Annotated in this window: 19 protein-coding genes; 9 read left to right on the top strand and 10 right to left on the bottom strand. The window is 70.8% G+C overall.

Annotation, left to right across the window (positions count from 1 at the left end; all coding sequences use genetic code 11):
* Positions 1–6 precede the first annotated feature (6 nt).
* On the top strand, positions 7–402 hold the full coding sequence (locus KWI83_RS05845) for a DUF3099 domain-containing protein (protein ID WP_218513181.1): 396 nt from the start codon (positions 7–9) through the stop codon (positions 400–402).
* 197 nt (positions 403–599) lie between these two features.
* Positions 600–818, top strand: coding sequence for a hypothetical protein (locus KWI83_RS05840; protein WP_218513180.1), 219 nt, complete (start codon positions 600–602; stop codon positions 816–818).
* Between the two features lie 19 nt (positions 819–837).
* On the opposite strand, the gene moaA is transcribed toward KWI83_RS05840, so the two are convergent.
* The 3 genes from moaA to KWI83_RS05825 all read right to left on the bottom strand — a co-directional run bounded on the left by moaA (position 838) and on the right by KWI83_RS05825 (position 3,980).
* Complete coding sequence (moaA, locus tag KWI83_RS05835) at positions 838–1,827, bottom strand: GTP 3',8-cyclase MoaA (RefSeq protein WP_218513179.1); 990 nt, start codon at positions 1,825–1,827, stop codon at positions 838–840.
* Positions 1,828–2,001: 174 nt separating this feature from the next.
* Positions 2,002–3,627 carry a cation acetate symporter gene (locus KWI83_RS05830; protein ID WP_218513178.1) on the bottom strand — a complete coding sequence of 542 codons (1,626 nt, stop codon included), beginning with the start codon at positions 3,625–3,627 and terminating at the stop codon, positions 2,002–2,004.
* A complete protein-coding gene (locus tag KWI83_RS05825) occupies positions 3,624–3,980 on the bottom strand; it encodes a DUF485 domain-containing protein (protein ID WP_218513177.1) in 357 nt (118 codons plus the stop codon). Before KWI83_RS05825 ends, KWI83_RS05830 begins: the two co-directional genes overlap by 4 nt.
* A gap of 332 nt (positions 3,981–4,312) precedes the next feature.
* Here KWI83_RS05825 and KWI83_RS05820 point away from each other — a divergent pair, with 332 nt between their 5' ends.
* Both KWI83_RS05820 and KWI83_RS05815 read left to right on the top strand, forming a co-directional pair.
* Positions 4,313–5,836 carry a S8 family serine peptidase gene (locus KWI83_RS05820; protein WP_218513176.1) on the top strand — a complete coding sequence of 508 codons (1,524 nt, stop codon included), beginning with the start codon at positions 4,313–4,315 and terminating at the stop codon, positions 5,834–5,836.
* 103 nt (positions 5,837–5,939) lie between these two features.
* Positions 5,940–7,457, top strand: coding sequence for a S8 family serine peptidase (locus tag KWI83_RS05815; protein WP_218513175.1), 1,518 nt, complete (start codon positions 5,940–5,942; stop codon positions 7,455–7,457).
* A gap of 23 nt (positions 7,458–7,480) precedes the next feature.
* On the opposite strand, the gene KWI83_RS38155 is transcribed toward KWI83_RS05815, so the two are convergent.
* The 3 genes from KWI83_RS38155 to KWI83_RS05795 all read right to left on the bottom strand — a co-directional run bounded on the left by KWI83_RS38155 (position 7,481) and on the right by KWI83_RS05795 (position 10,088).
* The gene (locus tag KWI83_RS38155) at positions 7,481–8,371 is read right to left on the bottom strand and encodes a lysoplasmalogenase (RefSeq protein WP_308121986.1); all 891 of its coding nucleotides are present in this window, start codon (positions 8,369–8,371) and stop codon (positions 7,481–7,483) included.
* Entirely contained in the window at positions 8,368–9,252 is an 885-nt protein-coding gene (locus tag KWI83_RS05800; protein ID WP_218513174.1) for a sterol desaturase family protein, read from the bottom strand. Before KWI83_RS05800 ends, KWI83_RS38155 begins: the two co-directional genes overlap by 4 nt.
* A 125-nt stretch (positions 9,253–9,377) precedes the next feature.
* A complete protein-coding gene (locus KWI83_RS05795; RefSeq protein ID WP_218513173.1) occupies positions 9,378–10,088 on the bottom strand; it encodes a VIT family protein in 711 nt (236 codons plus the stop codon).
* 141 nt (positions 10,089–10,229) lie between these two features.
* On the opposite strand from KWI83_RS05795, the gene KWI83_RS05790 reads away from it, so the two are divergent.
* The 5 genes from KWI83_RS05790 to KWI83_RS05770 all read left to right on the top strand — a co-directional run bounded on the left by KWI83_RS05790 (position 10,230) and on the right by KWI83_RS05770 (position 15,372).
* Complete coding sequence (locus tag KWI83_RS05790; protein ID WP_218513172.1) at positions 10,230–11,231, top strand: DEDDh family exonuclease; 1,002 nt, start codon at positions 10,230–10,232, stop codon at positions 11,229–11,231.
* A gap of 79 nt (positions 11,232–11,310) precedes the next feature.
* Positions 11,311–11,544, top strand: coding sequence for a hypothetical protein (locus KWI83_RS05785; RefSeq protein WP_141309083.1), 234 nt, complete (start codon positions 11,311–11,313; stop codon positions 11,542–11,544).
* 67 nt (positions 11,545–11,611) lie between these two features.
* Positions 11,612–12,406 carry an SURF1 family protein gene (locus tag KWI83_RS05780; protein ID WP_218513171.1) on the top strand — a complete coding sequence of 265 codons (795 nt, stop codon included), beginning with the start codon at positions 11,612–11,614 and terminating at the stop codon, positions 12,404–12,406.
* Positions 12,407–12,751: 345 nt separating this feature from the next.
* On the top strand, positions 12,752–14,611 hold the full coding sequence (locus tag KWI83_RS05775; RefSeq protein ID WP_308121985.1) for a glycoside hydrolase family 15 protein: 1,860 nt from the start codon (positions 12,752–12,754) through the stop codon (positions 14,609–14,611).
* A gap of 5 nt (positions 14,612–14,616) precedes the next feature.
* Entirely contained in the window at positions 14,617–15,372 is a 756-nt protein-coding gene (locus tag KWI83_RS05770; RefSeq protein ID WP_218513170.1) for an SDR family oxidoreductase, read from the top strand.
* A gap of 24 nt (positions 15,373–15,396) precedes the next feature.
* Here the strand turns inward: KWI83_RS05770 and amaP are convergent, their stop codons facing one another.
* Genes amaP through KWI83_RS05750 form a run of 4 tightly spaced genes read right to left on the bottom strand, consistent with a single transcriptional unit; the run spans position 15,397 to position 17,244 of the window.
* A complete protein-coding gene (gene amaP, locus KWI83_RS05765) occupies positions 15,397–15,975 on the bottom strand; it encodes an alkaline shock response membrane anchor protein AmaP (protein WP_374106274.1) in 579 nt (192 codons plus the stop codon).
* 5 nt (positions 15,976–15,980) lie between these two features.
* Positions 15,981–16,649, bottom strand: a complete 669-nt coding sequence (locus KWI83_RS05760) for a DUF6286 domain-containing protein (protein ID WP_218513168.1) — start codon at positions 16,647–16,649, stop codon at positions 15,981–15,983.
* Complete coding sequence (locus KWI83_RS05755) at positions 16,646–17,065, bottom strand: Asp23/Gls24 family envelope stress response protein (protein WP_218513167.1); 420 nt, start codon at positions 17,063–17,065, stop codon at positions 16,646–16,648. Before KWI83_RS05755 ends, KWI83_RS05760 begins: the two co-directional genes overlap by 4 nt.
* Positions 17,062–17,244 (bottom strand): hypothetical protein, encoded by a 183-nt coding sequence (locus tag KWI83_RS05750; RefSeq protein WP_218513166.1) that lies wholly within the window; start codon positions 17,242–17,244, stop codon positions 17,062–17,064. The genes KWI83_RS05755 and KWI83_RS05750 overlap by 4 nt, the downstream gene beginning before the upstream one ends.
* Between the last annotated feature and the right edge of the window lie 37 nt (positions 17,245–17,281).

Here is a 17,281-nt window from a genome sequence, read left to right as displayed (position 1 = left end):
AATGTGATGCGGAATAGGCATGGCGACGGCAACGGCCAGGTGTTCCGGATCACCGGAGCCCGGCAGGGCCTCCAGGACGACGTGCGGGGCCGGCAGCGGCGGTACGTCATCTCGATGTCGGTCCGGACCATCTCGGTGATCCTCGCGGCGACCCTGTGGAACGTCGAACGGCACGTCGCGATCGTGGCGCTGGTGCTGGGCGCGGTGCTTCCCTATATCGCGGTGGTGATCGCCAATGCGGGGCGGGAGAACGCGCCGTCCCTGCCGTCGACGTTCGTGGCCGTGCCTCCTCGGCCGATGATCGGGCCGCCGCCGAGGGCGGACGACGGCGGCTTCGCGGAATCCGTACCGGAGGACATGGTGGGCGATCCGGCGAAGGAGCGGCCCGGACAGAGGACGTAGGGCCTGGGCGTCAAGCGTTCGTTCAGGGCTCTGCAAAAGCTCGGTTCAATCATGTTGTTCAGGTGCCCGGCAAGGGGTTACCCGTGACATACTTCGTAGGCGCTCCGCATCCCCCGTCGGAGCGACAGACCGACGCCGGGCAGCTCCCCCCGTGGCTGCTCGGCGTCGCCTTTTCTGTGCAGTGGTGAGACGAGCCTGTGAGTGACGAGACCCCGATCTGCTCCGCGAAGGGCTGCCGTGCCGACGCCGTGTGGGTGCTGGCGTGGAACAACCCGAAGATTCACACGCCTGAGCGGCGCAAGACGTGGCTCGCGTGCGAGGAGCATCGCGAGCACCTTGCGCAGTTCCTCGGGGTGCGGGGGTTCTTGAAGGACGTGGTGAAGTTCGGGGACTGGCGGGAGCCCGAGCGCTCCTAGGCCGTCCGACAAGCCCTGGCTAGCCGCCGATCGCCGACATCGGGCGGTCCGGCTGGACGAAGGTCGGGTCGTCCAGGCCCGCGCCCGCCTTCTTGCCCCACATCGCCAAGCGCCAGATGCGGGCGATCTCCTCGTCGGGGGCGCCCGAGCGGAGGGCCGCGCGCAGGTCGGTCTCCTCGCGGGCGAACAGGCAGGTGCGTACCTGGCCGTCGGCCGTGAGGCGGGTGCGGTCGCAGGCCGCGCAGAACGGGCGGGTGACGGAGGCGATGACGCCGACGCGATGCGGACCGCCGTTCACCGTCCAGCGTTCGGCGGGCGCCGAGCCGCGCGCCTCGTCGCCCTCGGGCGTGAGGTCGAAGCGGGTACGCAGGGAAGCCAGGATGTCCCCGGCGGTGATCATGCCGTCGCGCTTCCAGCCGTGCTGGGCGTCCAGGGGCATCTGCTCGATGAAGCGCAGCTCGTAGTCGTGCTCGACGGCCCAGGCCAGCAGGTCGGGGGCCTCGTCGTCGTTCAGGCCCGGCATCAGCACCGAGTTGACCTTCACCGGGGCCAGGCCCGCCTCGCGGGCGGCGTGCAGGCCCTCGATGACGTCCTGGTGGCGGTCGCGTCGGGTGAGGGCCTTGAACACGTCCGGGCGCAGGGTGTCCAGCGAGACGTTCACCCGGTCCAGGCCGGCCGCCTTCAGGGCCGCCGCCGTCCGCTTGAGGCCGATGCCGTTGGTGGTCAGCGACATCTGGGGGCGCGACTGAAGGGCCGCGACGCGCTCGACGATGCCGACCAGCCCGGGACGCAGCAGCGGCTCGCCGCCGGTGAACCGGACCTCCTCGACGCCCAGGGTGGTGACCGCTATGTCGATCAGCCGGACAATCTCGTCGTCCGTGAGCAGATCGGGCTTGGCCAGCCACTGCAGGCCTTCCTCGGGCATGCAGTACGTGCAGCGCAGGTTGCAGCGGTCGGTCAGCGAGACCCTCAGGTCGGTGGCCACCCGGCCATAGGTGTCGATGAGCACGTGGCCCCCTCCCTCGTGGCGGATCACACGCAGCGGAGCACATCTTTCTCCGACACCTGCGAGCCTACGTGACCCCACTGACAACGCCTAAGGCCCGATCCCACGACGTAAGACGCGGCCGCGTCGTAGGGACCCACAGGAGTCCCTGCGACGCGGCCGCTTCAAGGTGCGTGCTCAGTGGGCGCCGGTGCCGGTCAGGGACCGGACCTCCAGTTCGGCGTACTTGCCGGTGTCCGGCTCGTCCTTGGACAGGACGGTGCCGAGCCAGCCCATCAGGAAGCCGAACGGGATGGAGATGATGCCCGGGTTCTTCAGCGGGAACCAGGCGAAGTCGACGCTGGGGAACATCGCCGTGGGGGCGCCGGAGACGACGGGCGAGAACAGCACCAGGCCGACGGCGACGATCAGACCGCCGTAGATCGACCACAGCGCGCCCTGGGTGGTGAACTTCTTCCAGAACAGGCTGTAGAGGATCGTCGGCAGGTTGGCGGAGGCCGCGACCGCGAAGGCCAGGGCGACCAGGCCGGCGACGTTGAGGTCGCGGGCGAGGGCGCCGAGGAGGATGGAGACGGCGCCGATGCCGATGGTCGCGAGGCGGGCCGCCCTGACCTCCTCCTTCTCGGTGGCCTGGCCCTTCCTGATGACGTTCGCGTAGATGTCGTGCGCGAACGACGAGGACGAGGCGAGGGTGAGACCGGCGACCACGGCGAGGATCGTCGCGAAGGCCACCGCCGAGATCGTGGCCAGCAGGATCGCGCCCCAGGCCGAGTCGACGCCGCCGAGGTGCAGGGCGAGCAGGGGCGCCGCCGTGTTGCCGGACGGGTTGGACTCGATGATCTCGTCCTGGGAGATCAGCGCGGCGGCGCCGAAGCCGAGGGCGATGGTCATCAGGTAGAAGGCGCCGATGATGCCGATCGCCCAGTTCACGGACTTCCGGGCGGCCTTGGCGTTGGGCACCGTGTAGAAGCGGATCAGGATGTGCGGCAGACCGGCGGTGCCGAGCACCAGGGCGATGCCGAGGGAGATGAAGTCCAGCTTGGAGATGCCGGTGGCGCCGAACTGGAGGCCGGGCTCCAGGAAGGCGGCGCCCTTGCCGCTGTTCTCGGCGGCCTTGCCGAGCAGGTCGGAGATGTTGAAGTTGAACTTCAGCAGCACCAGGAAGGTGATCAGGATCGTGCCGCCGATCAGCAGCACGGCCTTCACCATCTGCACCCAGGTGGTGCCCTTCATGCCGCCGATGGAGACGTACACGATCATCAGGACGCCGACGAGGGCGACGATGAGGACCTTGCCGAAGTCCGACGTGATGCCGAGCAGCAGCGAGACGAGAACACCGGCGCCCGCCATCTGGGCCAGCAGGTAGAAGATCGACACGACGATCGTGGAGGTTCCGGCCGCGGTACGGACCGGGCGCTGGCGCATGCGGTACGCGAGGACGTCACCCATGGTGTACCGGCCGGAGTTTCTCAGCGGCTCGGCCACCAGGAGCAGGGCGACCAGCCAGGCGACCAGGAAGCCGATGGAGTACAGGAAACCGTCGTATCCGAAGAGGGCGATCGCGCCCGCGATACCGAGGAACGACGCGGCCGACATGTAGTCGCCGGAGACCGCGAGTCCGTTCTGGAAGGCGCTGAACTGACGGCCACCGGCGTAGAAGTCGGACGCGCTCTTGGTCTGGCGGCCCGCCCAGACCGTGATGAACAGGGTGGCAACGACAAAAAGCCCAAACAACGTGATGATGAGCGGGCGGTGCTGGCTGGCCTCGTTGGCCGCGAGAATGGTGTGCTGTACGGGGCTCATGCGCGGCCCTCCATCTGGGACTTGATGGCCTCGGCCTTGGGGTCGAGCTTCGCGGCGGCGTGCCGCGCGTACCACCAGGCGATGAGGAACGTGGTGACGAACTGGGCGATACCGAGGACGAAGGCGACGTTGATGTTGCCGAAGAGCTTGGTGCCCATGAAGCCGCCCGCGTAGTTGGACAGCAGGACGTACAGCAGGTACCAGGCGATGAAGCCGACGGTCAGGGGGAAGGCGAAGGAGCGGTAGGAGCGGCGCAGTTCACCGAACTCCGCGCTCTTCTGCACCTCGACGAACTCCTCGGTCGAGGGGAGTCGATGTTCTGTTTTCGAGGGGGGCGGTGCGTCGGTGGCCACGGAGTCTCCTCGCGTTGCGGGTGCTGTGCTGATGTGAGTGATGTGGATCACGGCAACCGGGCGGCGATGGTAGTGGCCGGGTGCGTGATCCGACAGGGGGCCTCGATCGTGCTCGGGCTCCCTGCTCAACGTCACGGCGCCACGCGTGGACCGGTTCAACCGCCCCGGGTTCTTTCGGAAGTCATCGCCGGAAAACTCGGAGATCATCTCCAGAAGTGATTGCTGGCCAGGGAGGTCGGGAGATAGCTTCACCCTGCACCGCCCGTCATGTACCTGCCCGAGCACCACCTGTGTCTCGGGCCGGTTTCGTTTCCGGATGATGTGGAGACCCCATGGCTCATCTGCGTTCCAGACGCCGGCTCGCCCTCGCCGTGCCCGTCGTGCTGTCGCTGACCGCCTCGCTCGGCTTCCTGCCGGCGACCGCCTCGGCCGCCCCGCGCGCGGAGTCCGCCGCCCAGTCCGCGGACGCGCCCAAGCTGGCGTACGTCGTCAACACCAAGACGGACCGTCACACGATCGCGTCGGTGCGGAAGGCGATCGCCGCGGCCGGCGGCACGGTCGTGATCACGTACGAGAAGATCGGCGTGATCGTCGTGCACTCGGCGAACCCGGACTTCGGCGCGCAGATACGCAAGGCCCGTGGTGTGCAGTCGGCGGGTGCCACGCGCACCGCTCCGCTGGTCGCCGCGGGAACGACGGACCAGGATGCGGCGGACTACCTGACCGCCGCGGAGGCCGCGAAGGTGGAGGCGGCCGCCACGGCCGGGAGCGAGCCCCTCGAAGCCGACCAGTGGGACCTGCGGGCCATCGGCGCCGACAAGGCCGCGCAGATCAACCCCGGCAGCCGCAAGGTCACCGTCGCCGTGATCGACACCGGCGTCGACGACACCCACCCCGACCTCGCGCCGAACTTCTCCGCGGCCCAGTCCGCCAACTGCGTCGGCGGCGTCGCGGACACCAGCGAGGGCGCCTGGCGGCCGTACACCGCGGAGGACTACCACGGCACGCATGTCGCCGGTGAGATAGCGGCCGCCCGCAACGACATCGGGGTGGCCGGCGTGGCGCCGGGTGTGAAGGTCTCCAGCATCAAGGTGAGCGACCCGCACAACGGGCTCTTCTACCCGGAGAGCGTTGTGTGTGCGTTCGTGTTCGCGGCCGATCACGGCGTCGAGATAACGAACAACAGCTACTACGTCGACCCGTGGCTGTACAACTGCATGGACGACCCCGACCAGCGGGCGATCGTCGACGCGGTCAACCGGGCCCAGCTGTACGCCCAGAAGAAGGGCACCCTGCACCTGGCGTCGGCGGGCAACTCCAACCACGACCTGGACGCGGACGCCATCGTCGACGACAGCAGCCCCGACGACTCCACCCCGGTCGAGCGCACCATCGACCCGCACGAGTGCTACGACGTGCCGACGCAGCTCCCGGGGATCGTCACGGTCAGCGCCACGGGCGTGCAGAACCTCAAGTCGTACTACTCCTCGTACGGCAAGGGCGTCGTCGACGTGGCGGCGCCGGGCGGCGACCGGCTCTACCAGATCCCGGACACGCCGTCGAAGAACGGCCGCATCCTGTCGACCATGCCGAACAACCAGTACGCCTTCCTGCAGGGCACCTCGATGGCCTCGCCGCACGCCGCGGGCGTCGCCGCGCTGCTGAAGTCCGAGCACCCGTGGGCGAGCCCGGCGCAGCTCCAGTGGCTGCTCAAGGCACAGGCGGACAAGACGGCCTGCCCCGAGTCCTACGACCAGGACGGTGACGGCACACAGGACGCGGTGTGCAAGGGCGGCACACGCGTCAACGGCTTCTACGGACACGGCATCGTCAACGCGCTGCGCGCGGTCAAGTAGTGGCCCAGACGGCGGCGCGGCCGGTGCTCCGGCCGCGCCGCCCCGACCATGTACGTCCCGCACGGTCCGCTCGTACCGCGAACGAACTGGAGACACGCACACCATGACAGTGCCTCACCCCCGCCACCGCCGTGCCCTGGTGATCCCGGTCGGGATGGCCATGGCGACGGCTCTCGCGTTCCTGCCGAACGCCACGGCGTCCGCGGCGCAGCCCGCCGCCCCGGTGGCCACCGACGCCACCTCGCTCAGCTACGTCGTCAACGTACGTCCCGGGAAGGGCTCCTCGGGGCACGTGAAGAAGGCGATCGCCAAGGCCGGCGGAACGATCGTCATGTCGTACGACCAGATCGGTGTGATCGTTGTGCACTCGGCGAACGCCGGGTTCGCTCAAACGATCAGGAAGGTGCGGGGGGTGCAGTCGGCCGGCGCCACCCGGACGGCGCCGCTGCCCGCGCAGTCCACGACCGACGTGGGGACGCCGAAGGTGCTCACGGCCGACGACCTGGCGGATGTGGAGGCCGTCGAGGGGCAGGATCCGCTCCAGCCGCTGCAGTGGGACCTGCCGGCGATCAAGGCGGACAAGGCGCATGAGAAGTCGCTCGGAAGCGACCGGGTGACCGTTGCCGTGATCGACACCGGCGTGGACGACACTCATCCGGACATCGCCCCGAACTTCGATCGCGAGGCGTCCGTCAACTGTGTCACGGGCAAGCCGGACACCACCGACGGTGCCTGGCGGCCCAGCGCGGAGGAGAGCCCGCACGGCACGCACGTGGCCGGGGAGATCGCGGCCGCCAAGAACGGCGTCGGCATGACGGGCGTGGCGCCGGGCGTGAAGGTCTCCGGCATCAAGGTGTCGACCACCGCCGGCTACTTCTACACGGAGGCCGTCGTCTGCGGCTTCGTCTGGGCCGCCGAGCACGGCGTGGACGTCACGAACAACAGCTATTACACCGACCCCTGGTACTTCAACTGCAAGAACGATCCGGACCAGAAGGCGCTCGTGGAGGCCATCACCCGGGCCTCGAAGTACGCGGAGAAGAAGGGCGCGGTCAACGTGGCCGCGGCCGGCAACGAGAACTACGACCTCGCGGCCGACGAGATCATCGACCCGGTCTCCCCCAACGACTCCACGCCCACCGAACGGGTGATCGACCCGTCCGAGTGCTACGACATACCGACCCAGTTGCCGGGCTTCGTCACGGTGGCGGCGACCGGTGCGAAGGGCCTGAAGTCGTCCTTCTCCAACCACGGTCTCGGCGTCATCGACATCGCCGCGCCCGGCGGCGACTCGACGGCGTACCAGAAGCCGGAGCCGCCCGCGACCAGCGGCCTGATCCTGGGCACGCTGCCCGGCGGCAAGTGGGGCTACATGGCCGGTACGTCGATGGCGTCGCCGCACGTCGCGGGCGTCGCCGCCCTGATCAAGTCGACGCACCCGTACGCCCCGCCCGCCCTGGTGAAGGCCCTGCTGTACGCCGAGGCGGACGGCACGCCGTGCACGGACCCGTACGACATCAACGGTGACGGCAAGGTCGACGCGGTGTGCGAGGGGCCGAAGAACTACAACGGCTTCTACGGCTGGGGCATGGCGGACGCGCTGGACGCCGTGACCAAGTAGGGCGACGCGCCGAGGGGCGCCTGCTACAGCCGGCCGGGCCGGACGGGGTCGTCCGTTCGGCCCGGCCGCTCGTCGCCGCGGTCACCGCGACCGGCATCCGGAGCATGCTGCGGCGTGCGCCACTCGCCGAGTGTGCCCCCGGTCAGCAGGACCTGCGCGGCGATGTACGTGAGCATGATCCAGAAGTCCGGCCCGGGCAGCTGGGGCCAGTCGGCGACGCCGGTGGCGATGAGCGTGTCGGACAGCATGAAGAGCGCGCCGCCGAGCCCGGCGAGCAGGCCGAGCCGGGTGAGGGCGCCGTACGCCATGGCGGTGAGCAGGGCGCTGTAGGCGGCGACGGGGACGCGCAGGGCGGCGGGCAGGTCGGGCCAGAGCAGGGCCACGGTGCCGGTGAGGGCGGCGGCGTAGCCGAGGGCGATCAGGCCCTTAGGGGTCCTTGCACTATGCCCGCCCGGGTCGCGCGGCCTGGCACCGCACCTCGCCGCGTTGCCGAAACGCCCAGGTAGCTCCGCTACCAGGGCGCTCCGGCGCCTTGCGATGCACGGCACCAGACCACGCGACCTGATCGGACGCTCATAGTGCAAGGACCCCTTACGCGCGCGTGGAGCGGTGTTGCGTCGGCCGTGTGCCCTGAACAGGGCGAGGTAGCAGACGTGCCCCACGGCGAAGGAGGCCATCCCGGCGAGGAAGGCGGGCTCGGCGTCCGACAGGAGCAGCATGTCCCCGCCCCAGCCGAACAGCAGGGCGGCGACGAGCAGCCGGGGCGCGCCGCGCAGGGCGGCCCAGGCGGCGAGGAGGGGCATCAGGAGCGGCTTGGCGACGGTGTGCCCGGGCTCGAAGCCGACGGCGAGCGAGGCGAGGTCGACGACGACGGCGAGGCCGAAGGCGGCGAGGAGTATCCGAGGAGTCCTCACGCCGCCGCGCTCTCCCCGGCCGGTTCCGGCGACGGCGCGGGCGAGGGTGCCGGCGTCGGCTGCCAGCCCGGTCCGCGGAACAGGCGCCCCGCACGCTCGCGCCAACCGCGGGCGGCCCTGAGGTCCTTGGCGATGGCGACGTACTCGTGGGTGGCGACCTTCAGCGGGTTGTAGGTGTTGATGTTCTTGGTCAGTCCGTACACCGGCCGCTCGGTCTCGGCGACGAAGGAGCCGAACAGGCGGTCCCAGACGATGAGGATCCCGCCGAAGTTGCGGTCGAGATAGCCGCCTTGGGAGGCGTGGTGCACCCGGTGGTGGGACGGCGTGTTGAACGCGAACTCGAACCACCGGGGCATCTTGTCGATCCGCTCGGTGTGGATCCAGAACTGGTAGACGAGGTTCGCGGACGAGCAGAAGGCCAGAGCGGCCGGATGCACACCGAGAGCGATCAAAGGAACATAGAACGGCCAAACGGTCAGAGACGTCCATGGCTGACGCAGCGCGGTGGTCAGATTGAACTTCCTGCTCGAATGGTGCACCACGTGACAGGCCCACAGGATGCGGATGACGTGGTGACCGCGGTGCGACCAGTAGTAGAAGAAGTCCTGCGCCAGCAGCATCAGCACAACGGTCCACCACAGCACGGGCACGCGCAGCGGCGTCAGCTCGTAGACGGCCGTGTAGACGGCGACGATCGGGATCTTCCACAGCAGGTCGAAGAAGAGACTGCCGAGTCCCATGGTGACGCTCGTGGCGGCGTCCTTGGCCTCGTAACCGGCCGCCTCCTCGTCCGGATGGAGGCGGACGCTGATCATCTCGATGACGGTGAGCAGCACGAAGGCCGGTATGGACCAGACCACGACATTGGGGAGGCTCGGCATGCGTGCACCGTAGGACCGCCGGTCGGCCACGGCTAGGGGTTGTTACCGACAAGTATTACCGGCGGTACGCGCTTGCTTGTTGGCGACCTCCACCAATGGTCGGCGACTTCGGCCCGAGCACGGGCCTAGACCCCCGCCGCCCCCAGCAGACTCCCCGCCGCATAAGTGACCCCCATGGCCACCGCCCCGCCTCCCATGTTCCGCACCACGGCCCGCCCCGGCTCCGCCGCCCCCAGGCGCGCGCTGCTCCACCCGGTGAAGGCCAGCGCCACCAGCACCGACCCCACCGTCACGAGCAGCCGCCAGCCCGCGGGCGGCAGCACGATCGCCAGCAACGGCAGCAGGGCACCCGCCGTGAACGCGAGGAAGCTCGCCCACGCCGCGTGCCAGGGGTTCGTCAGCTCGTCGGGGTCGATGCCGAGTTCCACGCGCGCGTGTGCGCGCAGGGCGTCACGTTCTGTCAGCTGGACCGCCGCTTCCCGGGCCACGTCCCGGGACAGTCCGCGTTCCTCCAGAAGGTCCGTCAGCTCCTCCAGCTCGGCATCCGGCTGCTCCCTCAGTTCCCGTGTCTCCAGGGCCAGAGCGGCCATCTCGGAGTCGCGCTGGGTGGAGACCGAGACGTACTCCCCGGCGCCCATCGACATGGAGCCGGCGAGCAGGCCCGCGAGGCCTGCCGTGAGGAGGACGGAGCGGTCGTCCGTCGCGCCGGCCACGCCGACGACCAGGCCGGCGGTGGAGACGATGCCGTCGTTGGCGCCGAGGACCGCCGCCCGCAGCCAGTTGAGGCGTTCGCCGAGCGCGCCTCCATGGGCCTCGCCATGGGTAGGTTCCGTCACGGTCGGAGCATGTACCAAGGCACGTCACGGCTGCGTGGCGACCCGCCCTCGCCGCCGCAGACGTACGCCTCTCGAACGGGCGGACGGAGCAGGAGACCTGACGGACAGCGGTGTCAGTCCCGGCCCGTATCCTCAGTGACCATGCTCGAAGACCGTACGACCGCAGCGTCCTCCCCGACAGTCTGGCCGGCCGCGTATCCCCACGGATACGCGGTCGTTGACGTGGAGACCACCGGACTGGCCCGGGACGACCGGATCATCTCCGCCGCGGTCTACCGGCTGGACGGGCGCGGTGAGGTCGAGGACCACTGGTACACGCTGGTGAATCCCGAGCGGGACCCGGGTCCGGTGTGGATCCACGGGCTGACGAGCGAGGCGCTCGAAGGGGCGCCCCTCTTCCAGGACATCGCCGAGGAGTTCGCGACCCGGCTGGAGGGCCGGGTCCTCGTCGCGCACAACGCCGTGTTCGACTGGCAGATGATCGCCCGCGAGTACGCGCGCGTGCAGCGCGACGCGCCGGTACGTCAGCGGCTGTGCACCATCGCCCTGTCCAAGGCGCTTCAGCTGCCGCTGCCCAACCACAAGCTGGAGTCGCTGGCCGCGCACTTCGGCGTCGTACAGCGGCGGGCGCACCACGCGCTGGACGACGCGCGCGTGCTGGCGGAGGCGTTCCGGCCGAGCCTCAGGGCCGCGGCGGAGGGCGGTGTGCGGCTGCCGCTGCACGAGTGCCGGCCGCTGACCGAGTGGGTGGAGCGGCCTGCCGCCCTGATCCAGCAACGGGCGGGCGGATACGGCGGCTCCAGCGGCTATCGGCCGGGCGGCTGGCGTCCGTCCCGCAAGAGGCCCGCCTGCCCGTACCCGAACCCAGGGCGGTACGAGGAGGGCAAACGCCTCAAGCAGGGGATGCGGGTCGCCTTCTCCGGGGACACCTCCGTCGAGCGGGAACTGCTGGAGGACCGCGCCGTCGAGGCGGGGCTGCATGTCGCCACGAGCCTGTCCCGGCTGACCAGCCTGCTCGTCACCAACGACCCCGACTCGGGCACCTCGAAGGTCGTCAAGGCCCGGCAGTACGGCACACCGGTGGTCGACGAGGCGGCGTTCGGACAGCTCCTGAGGGATGTGGAACCGGCGTCGGAGGCATGACCGTACGGACGGGTGATTGGTGTGCGACTCGCCCGGCGCCCACTCGCCCGCGCCTCGGGGACGGCTCACCCTGTGGCGCATGGCGACTTGCGAAGTTTGCGGCAATAACTACGGAATGACCTTTGAGGTGCACGCGCAGGGCGCGGTGCATGTCTTCGACTGCTTCGCCTGTGCGATCCACCGCATGGCACCCATCTGCGAGCACTGCCGGGTCCAGATCATCGGACAGGGCGTCGAGGTCGAGGGCCACTGGTACTGCGGTGCCCACTGTGCACGCGCGGAGGGGAGGGTGGGCATCGTCGACCGCGTCTGAGCCCCGGGAGCCCGTCCCGCACACCCCCACCCACCGCACCCCACGGCCCGAGATGTACGGTCGTGGGGTGTACCGCTTCCTGTTGTCCCGGCAGTGGGTGATCCTCACCCTTGTCGCCCTCGCGCTCATCCCGACGATGATCGATCTGGGCTTCTGGCAGCTGCACCGGCACGAGCGCAGGGTCGCGCTGAACAACGTGATCGCCGAGTCGCTGGCCGCCGAGCCGGTCCCGGTCGAGTCGCTGACCTCGCCCGGGGCTCAGGTCAAGGACGCCGACCTGTACCGGCGCGTGACCGCGCAGGGACGTTTCGACACCGCGCACGAGGTCGTCGTACGCCGCCGGACCAACGCGGACGACGAGGTCGGCTACCACGTGCTGACCCCTTTCGTCCTGAGCGACGGCAAGGTCCTGCTGGTCAACCGGGGCTGGGTGCCCTCCGACGGGCTGAGCCAGACGGCGTTCCCGAAGATCCCGGCACCCCCGCAGGGTGAGATCACCGTCACCGGGCGCCTGATGCAGGACCAGACGACCGCCCAGAGCGGCATCAAGAACGTCCAGGGCCTGCCGGACCGCCAGATCATGCTGATCAACAGCGAGCAGGAGGCCGAGCGCCTCGGCAAGCAGGTCCTCGGCGGGTACATCGAAATGACCGCGCCCGAGCCGAAGGGCGACACGCCCGAGCTGATCCCCGCCCCGGACCACGACAGCATCGGCAACCACATGGCGTACGCCGTCCAATGGTGGCTGTTCTCCGCGGGCGTCCCGGTCGGCTGGGTGATCCTGGCCCGCCGCGAGGCCCGGGACCGTGCGCAGGCGGCGACCAAGAAGCAACAGGAGGAGACGGCACCGGCCCCGGTGTAACCCGGGTCCCGAATGCCGCACCGGCATCGGCGTAGCCCGCGCCACCCTGCGGCACGCACCGCGGTGACCGCGCCACCCATGCCGCACGCACCGGCGTGCCGCGTCGACCACGCCGCAACGGCACCGGTCCGGGCCCTCGTCACCCGAACGCACACCGGCGTAGCCCGCGCGACCCATTCGCACCGGCCCCGGCCCAGCCCGCACGACCCATGCCGCACACGCCCGCCCCGGCCCAGCCCCCACCGCTCAAACCACACCCCGCCCCCACCCACCCCAGTGCAGCCCCGGTCACCCAGCCGGTCTTCACCCCCGATTGCCCGACGGCCCTCTGGGCACCCGCACTCCGTGCACCCGCCCACCAGGATCTCCGCCGAGGACATCGCCAAGAGCCGCATCGAGGACTACGCCCTCATCGGCGACGAACAGACCGCCGCCCTCGTCGGCAGGGACGGCTCCATCGACTGGCTGTGCCTGCCCCGCTTCGACTCGGCCGCCTGCTTCGCCAAGTTGCTCGGCGACGAGGAGAACGGCCACTGGCGCATCGCCCCCAAGGAACCCGAGGAGGCTGAGGACGCCGCGGACGCCGACGGCACCCCACACACCTGCACGCGGCGTGCCTACCGCCCCGGCACGCTGGTCCTGGACACCGAGTGGGACACCCCCCAGGGCTCGGTCCGGGTCACCGACCTGATGCCGCAGCGCAACCGCGCCCCCGACCTCGTACGCATCGTGGAGGGCCTCAGCGGCCGGGTGACCGTCCGCAGCACCCTCCGCCTGCGCTTCGACTACGGCTCGATCGTGCCGTGGATGCGCCGGACCGACGGCCATCGGGTGGCCGTCGCGGGTCCGGACTCGGTGTGGCTGCGCAGCGAGCCGCCCGTGCCCACCTGGGGCGAGAACCTCGGCACCCACTCGGAGTTCACGGTCGGCGAGGGCGAGAAGGTCGCGTTCGTGCTCACCTGGCACCCCTCCCACGAGCCGCGCCCGCCCCTCGTCGACCCCTACAACGCGCTGAGCACCAGCGTCGCGGACTGGCAGGCCTGGTCGGCCCGGTGCCGCTACAACGGCCCGCACAAGGACACCGTGCTCCGCTCGCTGATCACTCTCAAGGCCCTCACCTACGCCCCGACCGGCGGCATCGTGGCCGCCCCCACCACGTCCCTCCCTGAGGAGATCGGCGGCGTACGCAACTGGGACTACCGCTACTGCTGGCTGCGCGACTCCACCCTCACCCTGGGCGCGCTGCTCACGGCCGGATACCGCGAGGAGGCCGAGGCCTGGCGTGACTGGCTGGTGCGCGCGGTCGCGGGCGCCCCGGCGGACATGCAGATCATGTACGGGCTGGCCGGGGAGCGACGGCTGCCCGAGTCCGTACTGCCCTGGCTGAACGGTTTCGCCGGTTCCACCCCGGTCCGGATCGGCAATGCCGCCGTACGGCAGCTGCAGCTGGACGTGTACGGCCAGGTGATGGACTCGCTGTCGCTGGCGCGGCGTGCGGGGATGGCCGTCAAGCCGCACATGTGGCAACTGCAGTGCGCCCTGATGGAGTTCGTGCGGTCGGCGTGGCGGCAGCCGGACGAGGGGCTGTGGGAGGTGCGTGGCGGCCGCCGTCAGTTCGTGCACTCCAAGGTGATGGTGTGGGTGGCCGCGGACCGCGCGGTGCGCACCATGGAGCGGCATCCGGAGCTGAAGGGCGATCTGCACGGCTGGCGGAAGCTGCGCGAGGAGGTGCATCGCGAGGTGTGCGAGCGGGGCTACGACCCCGGGCGGAACACCTTCACGCAGTACTACGGCTCCCAAGAACTCGACGCGGCCCTGCTGCTCATCCCGCGCGTGGGCTTTCTGCCGCCCGACGACCCGCGCGTGCAGGGCACCGTCGAGGCGGTCCGCGCCGAGCTCGGCCACGGCGGCTACCTGCGCCGCTACAGCACCGATCACGCGGTCGTCGACGGGCTGCCCGGCGGTGAGGGCACGTTTCTCGTGTGCTCGTTCTGGCTCGCGGACGCGCTGCACATGACGGGGCGGACGAAGGAGGCCCGCGAGCTGTTCGAACGGCTGGTGCGGCTGACGAACGACGTGGGCCTGCTGGCCGAGGAGTACGACCCCGTGGCCGACCGCCAGCTCGGCAACTTCCCGCAGGCGTTCAGCCATATCGGCCTGGTGAACACGGCCCTCGCCCTGTTCGGGGACGAGGGTGCAGGATAGGGCGCATGGATCTTGGACTGAAGGACCGGGTGTACGTCGTCACCGGGGCCACGCGCGGACTGGGCAACGCCTCCGCGCGCGAGCTGGTGGCCGACGGTGCGAAAGTCGTCGTCACGGGACGGGACGAGAAGCGGGTCGCCGACGCGGCGGCGGAGCTGGGGCCCAACGCGCACGGGCTGGCCGTGGACAACGCCGACCCGGAGGCGGCGGCTCGGCTGATCGGCGCGGCGCGGGAACGGTTCGGCGGGTTCGACGGGATTCTGGTGAGCGTGGGCGGTCCGCCCGCCGGGTTCGTCGCCGACACCACCGACGAGCAGTGGCAGGCCGCGTTCGAGTCGGTGTTCCTGGGGGCGGTGCGGCTGGCGCGTGCGGCGGCCGCGGAGCTGGAGGCCGGGGGCGTCATCGGGTTCGTGCTGTCGGGGTCGGTGTACGAGCCGATTCCTGGGCTGACGATTTCGAACGGCCTGCGGCCGGGGCTGGCCGGGTTCGCCAAGTCGCTGTCGGACGAGCTGGGTCCGCGGGGCGTGCGGGTGGTGGGCCTGCTGCCGGGGCGGATCGACACGGACCGGGTGCGGGAGCTGGACGCGCTGTCGGCGGATCCGGAGGCCACGCGGGCGGCCAGTGAGTCGCGGATTCCGCTGCGGCGGTACGGGACGCCGCAGGAGTTCGGGCGTACGGCGGCCTTCCTGATGTCTCCTGCCGCGTCGTACCTGACCGGGGTCATGGTGCCGGTGGACGGTGGGGCCCGGCACGGGTTCTGACACGGGTTCTGGGTTCTGAGGACGTCAGGTCACCCGCTCCGCACGGTGTCTGGCGCCCTTCAGCCGTACCTCCGCCGGCAGCGACGCCAGCCCCGCCGAGGTGCGGGCGTGGGCGAGGGCCCGGTCCGTCAGGTGGTGCAGCGCCTCCCCCGGGTCCACGTGGGGTTCCAGCAGGAGCCGGGCGCGGGCCGCGGGGGCGGTACGGCGGCCCCTGAGGTGGACGTGGGCGCGGGCGACGCCCTCCAGGGCGGTCGCCTCGGTGGCGAGTACGCCCTCCAGGGCGCTGCCCCGCAACAGCGCGCCCTCGCCGTCGCCGGTGTCGACCAGCACCTCGGCCAGCCTGCGCCGGCGCAGCACCGCGACCAGCCACCACAGGGCGAGCAGGACGAGGACCGCGAGGGCGGCGAGGACGGCCGGCCACCACCAGCCGGTGTCCTGCCAGCGGGTCCGCTCGGCGTCACTGAGCAGTACGTCCGTGCGGCTGTCGTGGATCCACCAGGGCGGCGCCTCGACTCCCAGCCCGACGGCCAGCACCGCACCGCCCAGCACGAGCAGCACGAGACCTGCGACGCCGAGCAGTACCCGGTTGACGGCTCTGAGCACCGTGGTCACCCCTTCCGGCCGGGCCGCCGGACGTGCACCGACAGCGCGGGGCGGCGGGACAGGCCCAGTGCCCTGATCGCGTCGGCGAGCGCGTCGTCCAGGTCGGCGCGTACGTGGTCCAGTTCACGAAAGTGCGAGATCGCCCGGACGTCGGCCCGCCGGCGGCGCATCCGCACCCGTACCGACTGCACCCCGGACACCTCCATGGCCCGGTCGCGCAGGACCGTCGCGGCGGCGCCCCGGTGCAGTCCGGCGCGTACGTCGGGGTGCGTGCGCCGCATCGGCAGCACGTCCCGCAGGCCGGGCGTGGCGGCGAGCACGATCAGCCAGAGGCCGAGGGCGGCGGCGACGCCCGCGCCGACCAGGACCCAGATGTCGTCGAGGGGGCGTTCGGCGAGTTGGCGGGCCAGTTCGCGACGCCAGAACATGGCCCGCTGGTCGGCTCGTACGGCCGCGATGTCGTAGAGGAAGGCTCCGGCCACGACCAGGAGCAGCGTGGCGACGACGGCCGCGGGGACGCGGCGGGCCGACCAGAAGCGGTGGGTCCTGCCGTCCTCGCCGTCGAGCGCGGGCCGGGGCTCGTTGTCGGCCGCCGACTGGCCCGGCTCCGGTGCGGCCTTCTCGATCACCGGCAGTCTCTGCGTGGTGCTCTCGGAGCCCTGGGGCTCGCTCATCGCGTCCTCCCCTGTGCCGGGTGCGTCGCCGCCAGGTGCAGCCGCTCCACCTGGACGGCGACCTCCGGAACCTCCATTCCCGCCAACGCGCCTACCCGCTCGACGACGTGGCGACGCACCTGGCCGCACCGGGAGCCGATGTCGCTGGGGTAGTCGAGTTCGAGATGGACGCGGACCCGGGCGGTGTCCACGGGGGTCCCCCCTGGTCGATCGGAGCCGAGGGCCTGGGGGCGGACGACGACGGTGGCGTGCGGGCGCGCCGCGTCCTGCGGGAGCCTGCCGAGGGCCTCGCGGGCGGCCTGCGCGGCGATCTTGGCCACCACCCGGTCGGCAATGGAAGTCTGCCCGCGCTCGCCCGCCGGAGTGACGGCGACCGTTGCGCGGGGTTCGTCGGCCCCGCTACTCACGGGCGTCACCGCCGCCGGTCGCGGGTGCGGAACAAGTCGCCGACTTCCAGGTCCCCTTCCAGGAACCGGCCGACGACGAACCCGACGGCGCCCAGCGCCGCCACCAGTACGAACGCGCCGAACCCGCCGAAGTACCCGGCGAAGCCCAGCGCCATTCCGGCGATCATGCCGATCATGGCCCTGCTCATCGTGCGCTCCTCAGCTCGTAGCCGTGCTGGTCATTCG

This window comes from Streptomyces sp. TRM70350 (genome assembly GCF_019219825.1).
GTDB lineage: Bacteria > Actinomycetota > Actinomycetes > Streptomycetales > Streptomycetaceae > Streptomyces.
The sequence above is the reverse complement of the archived record's forward strand: the minus strand, read 5'-3'. Positions and strand labels throughout refer to the sequence as shown.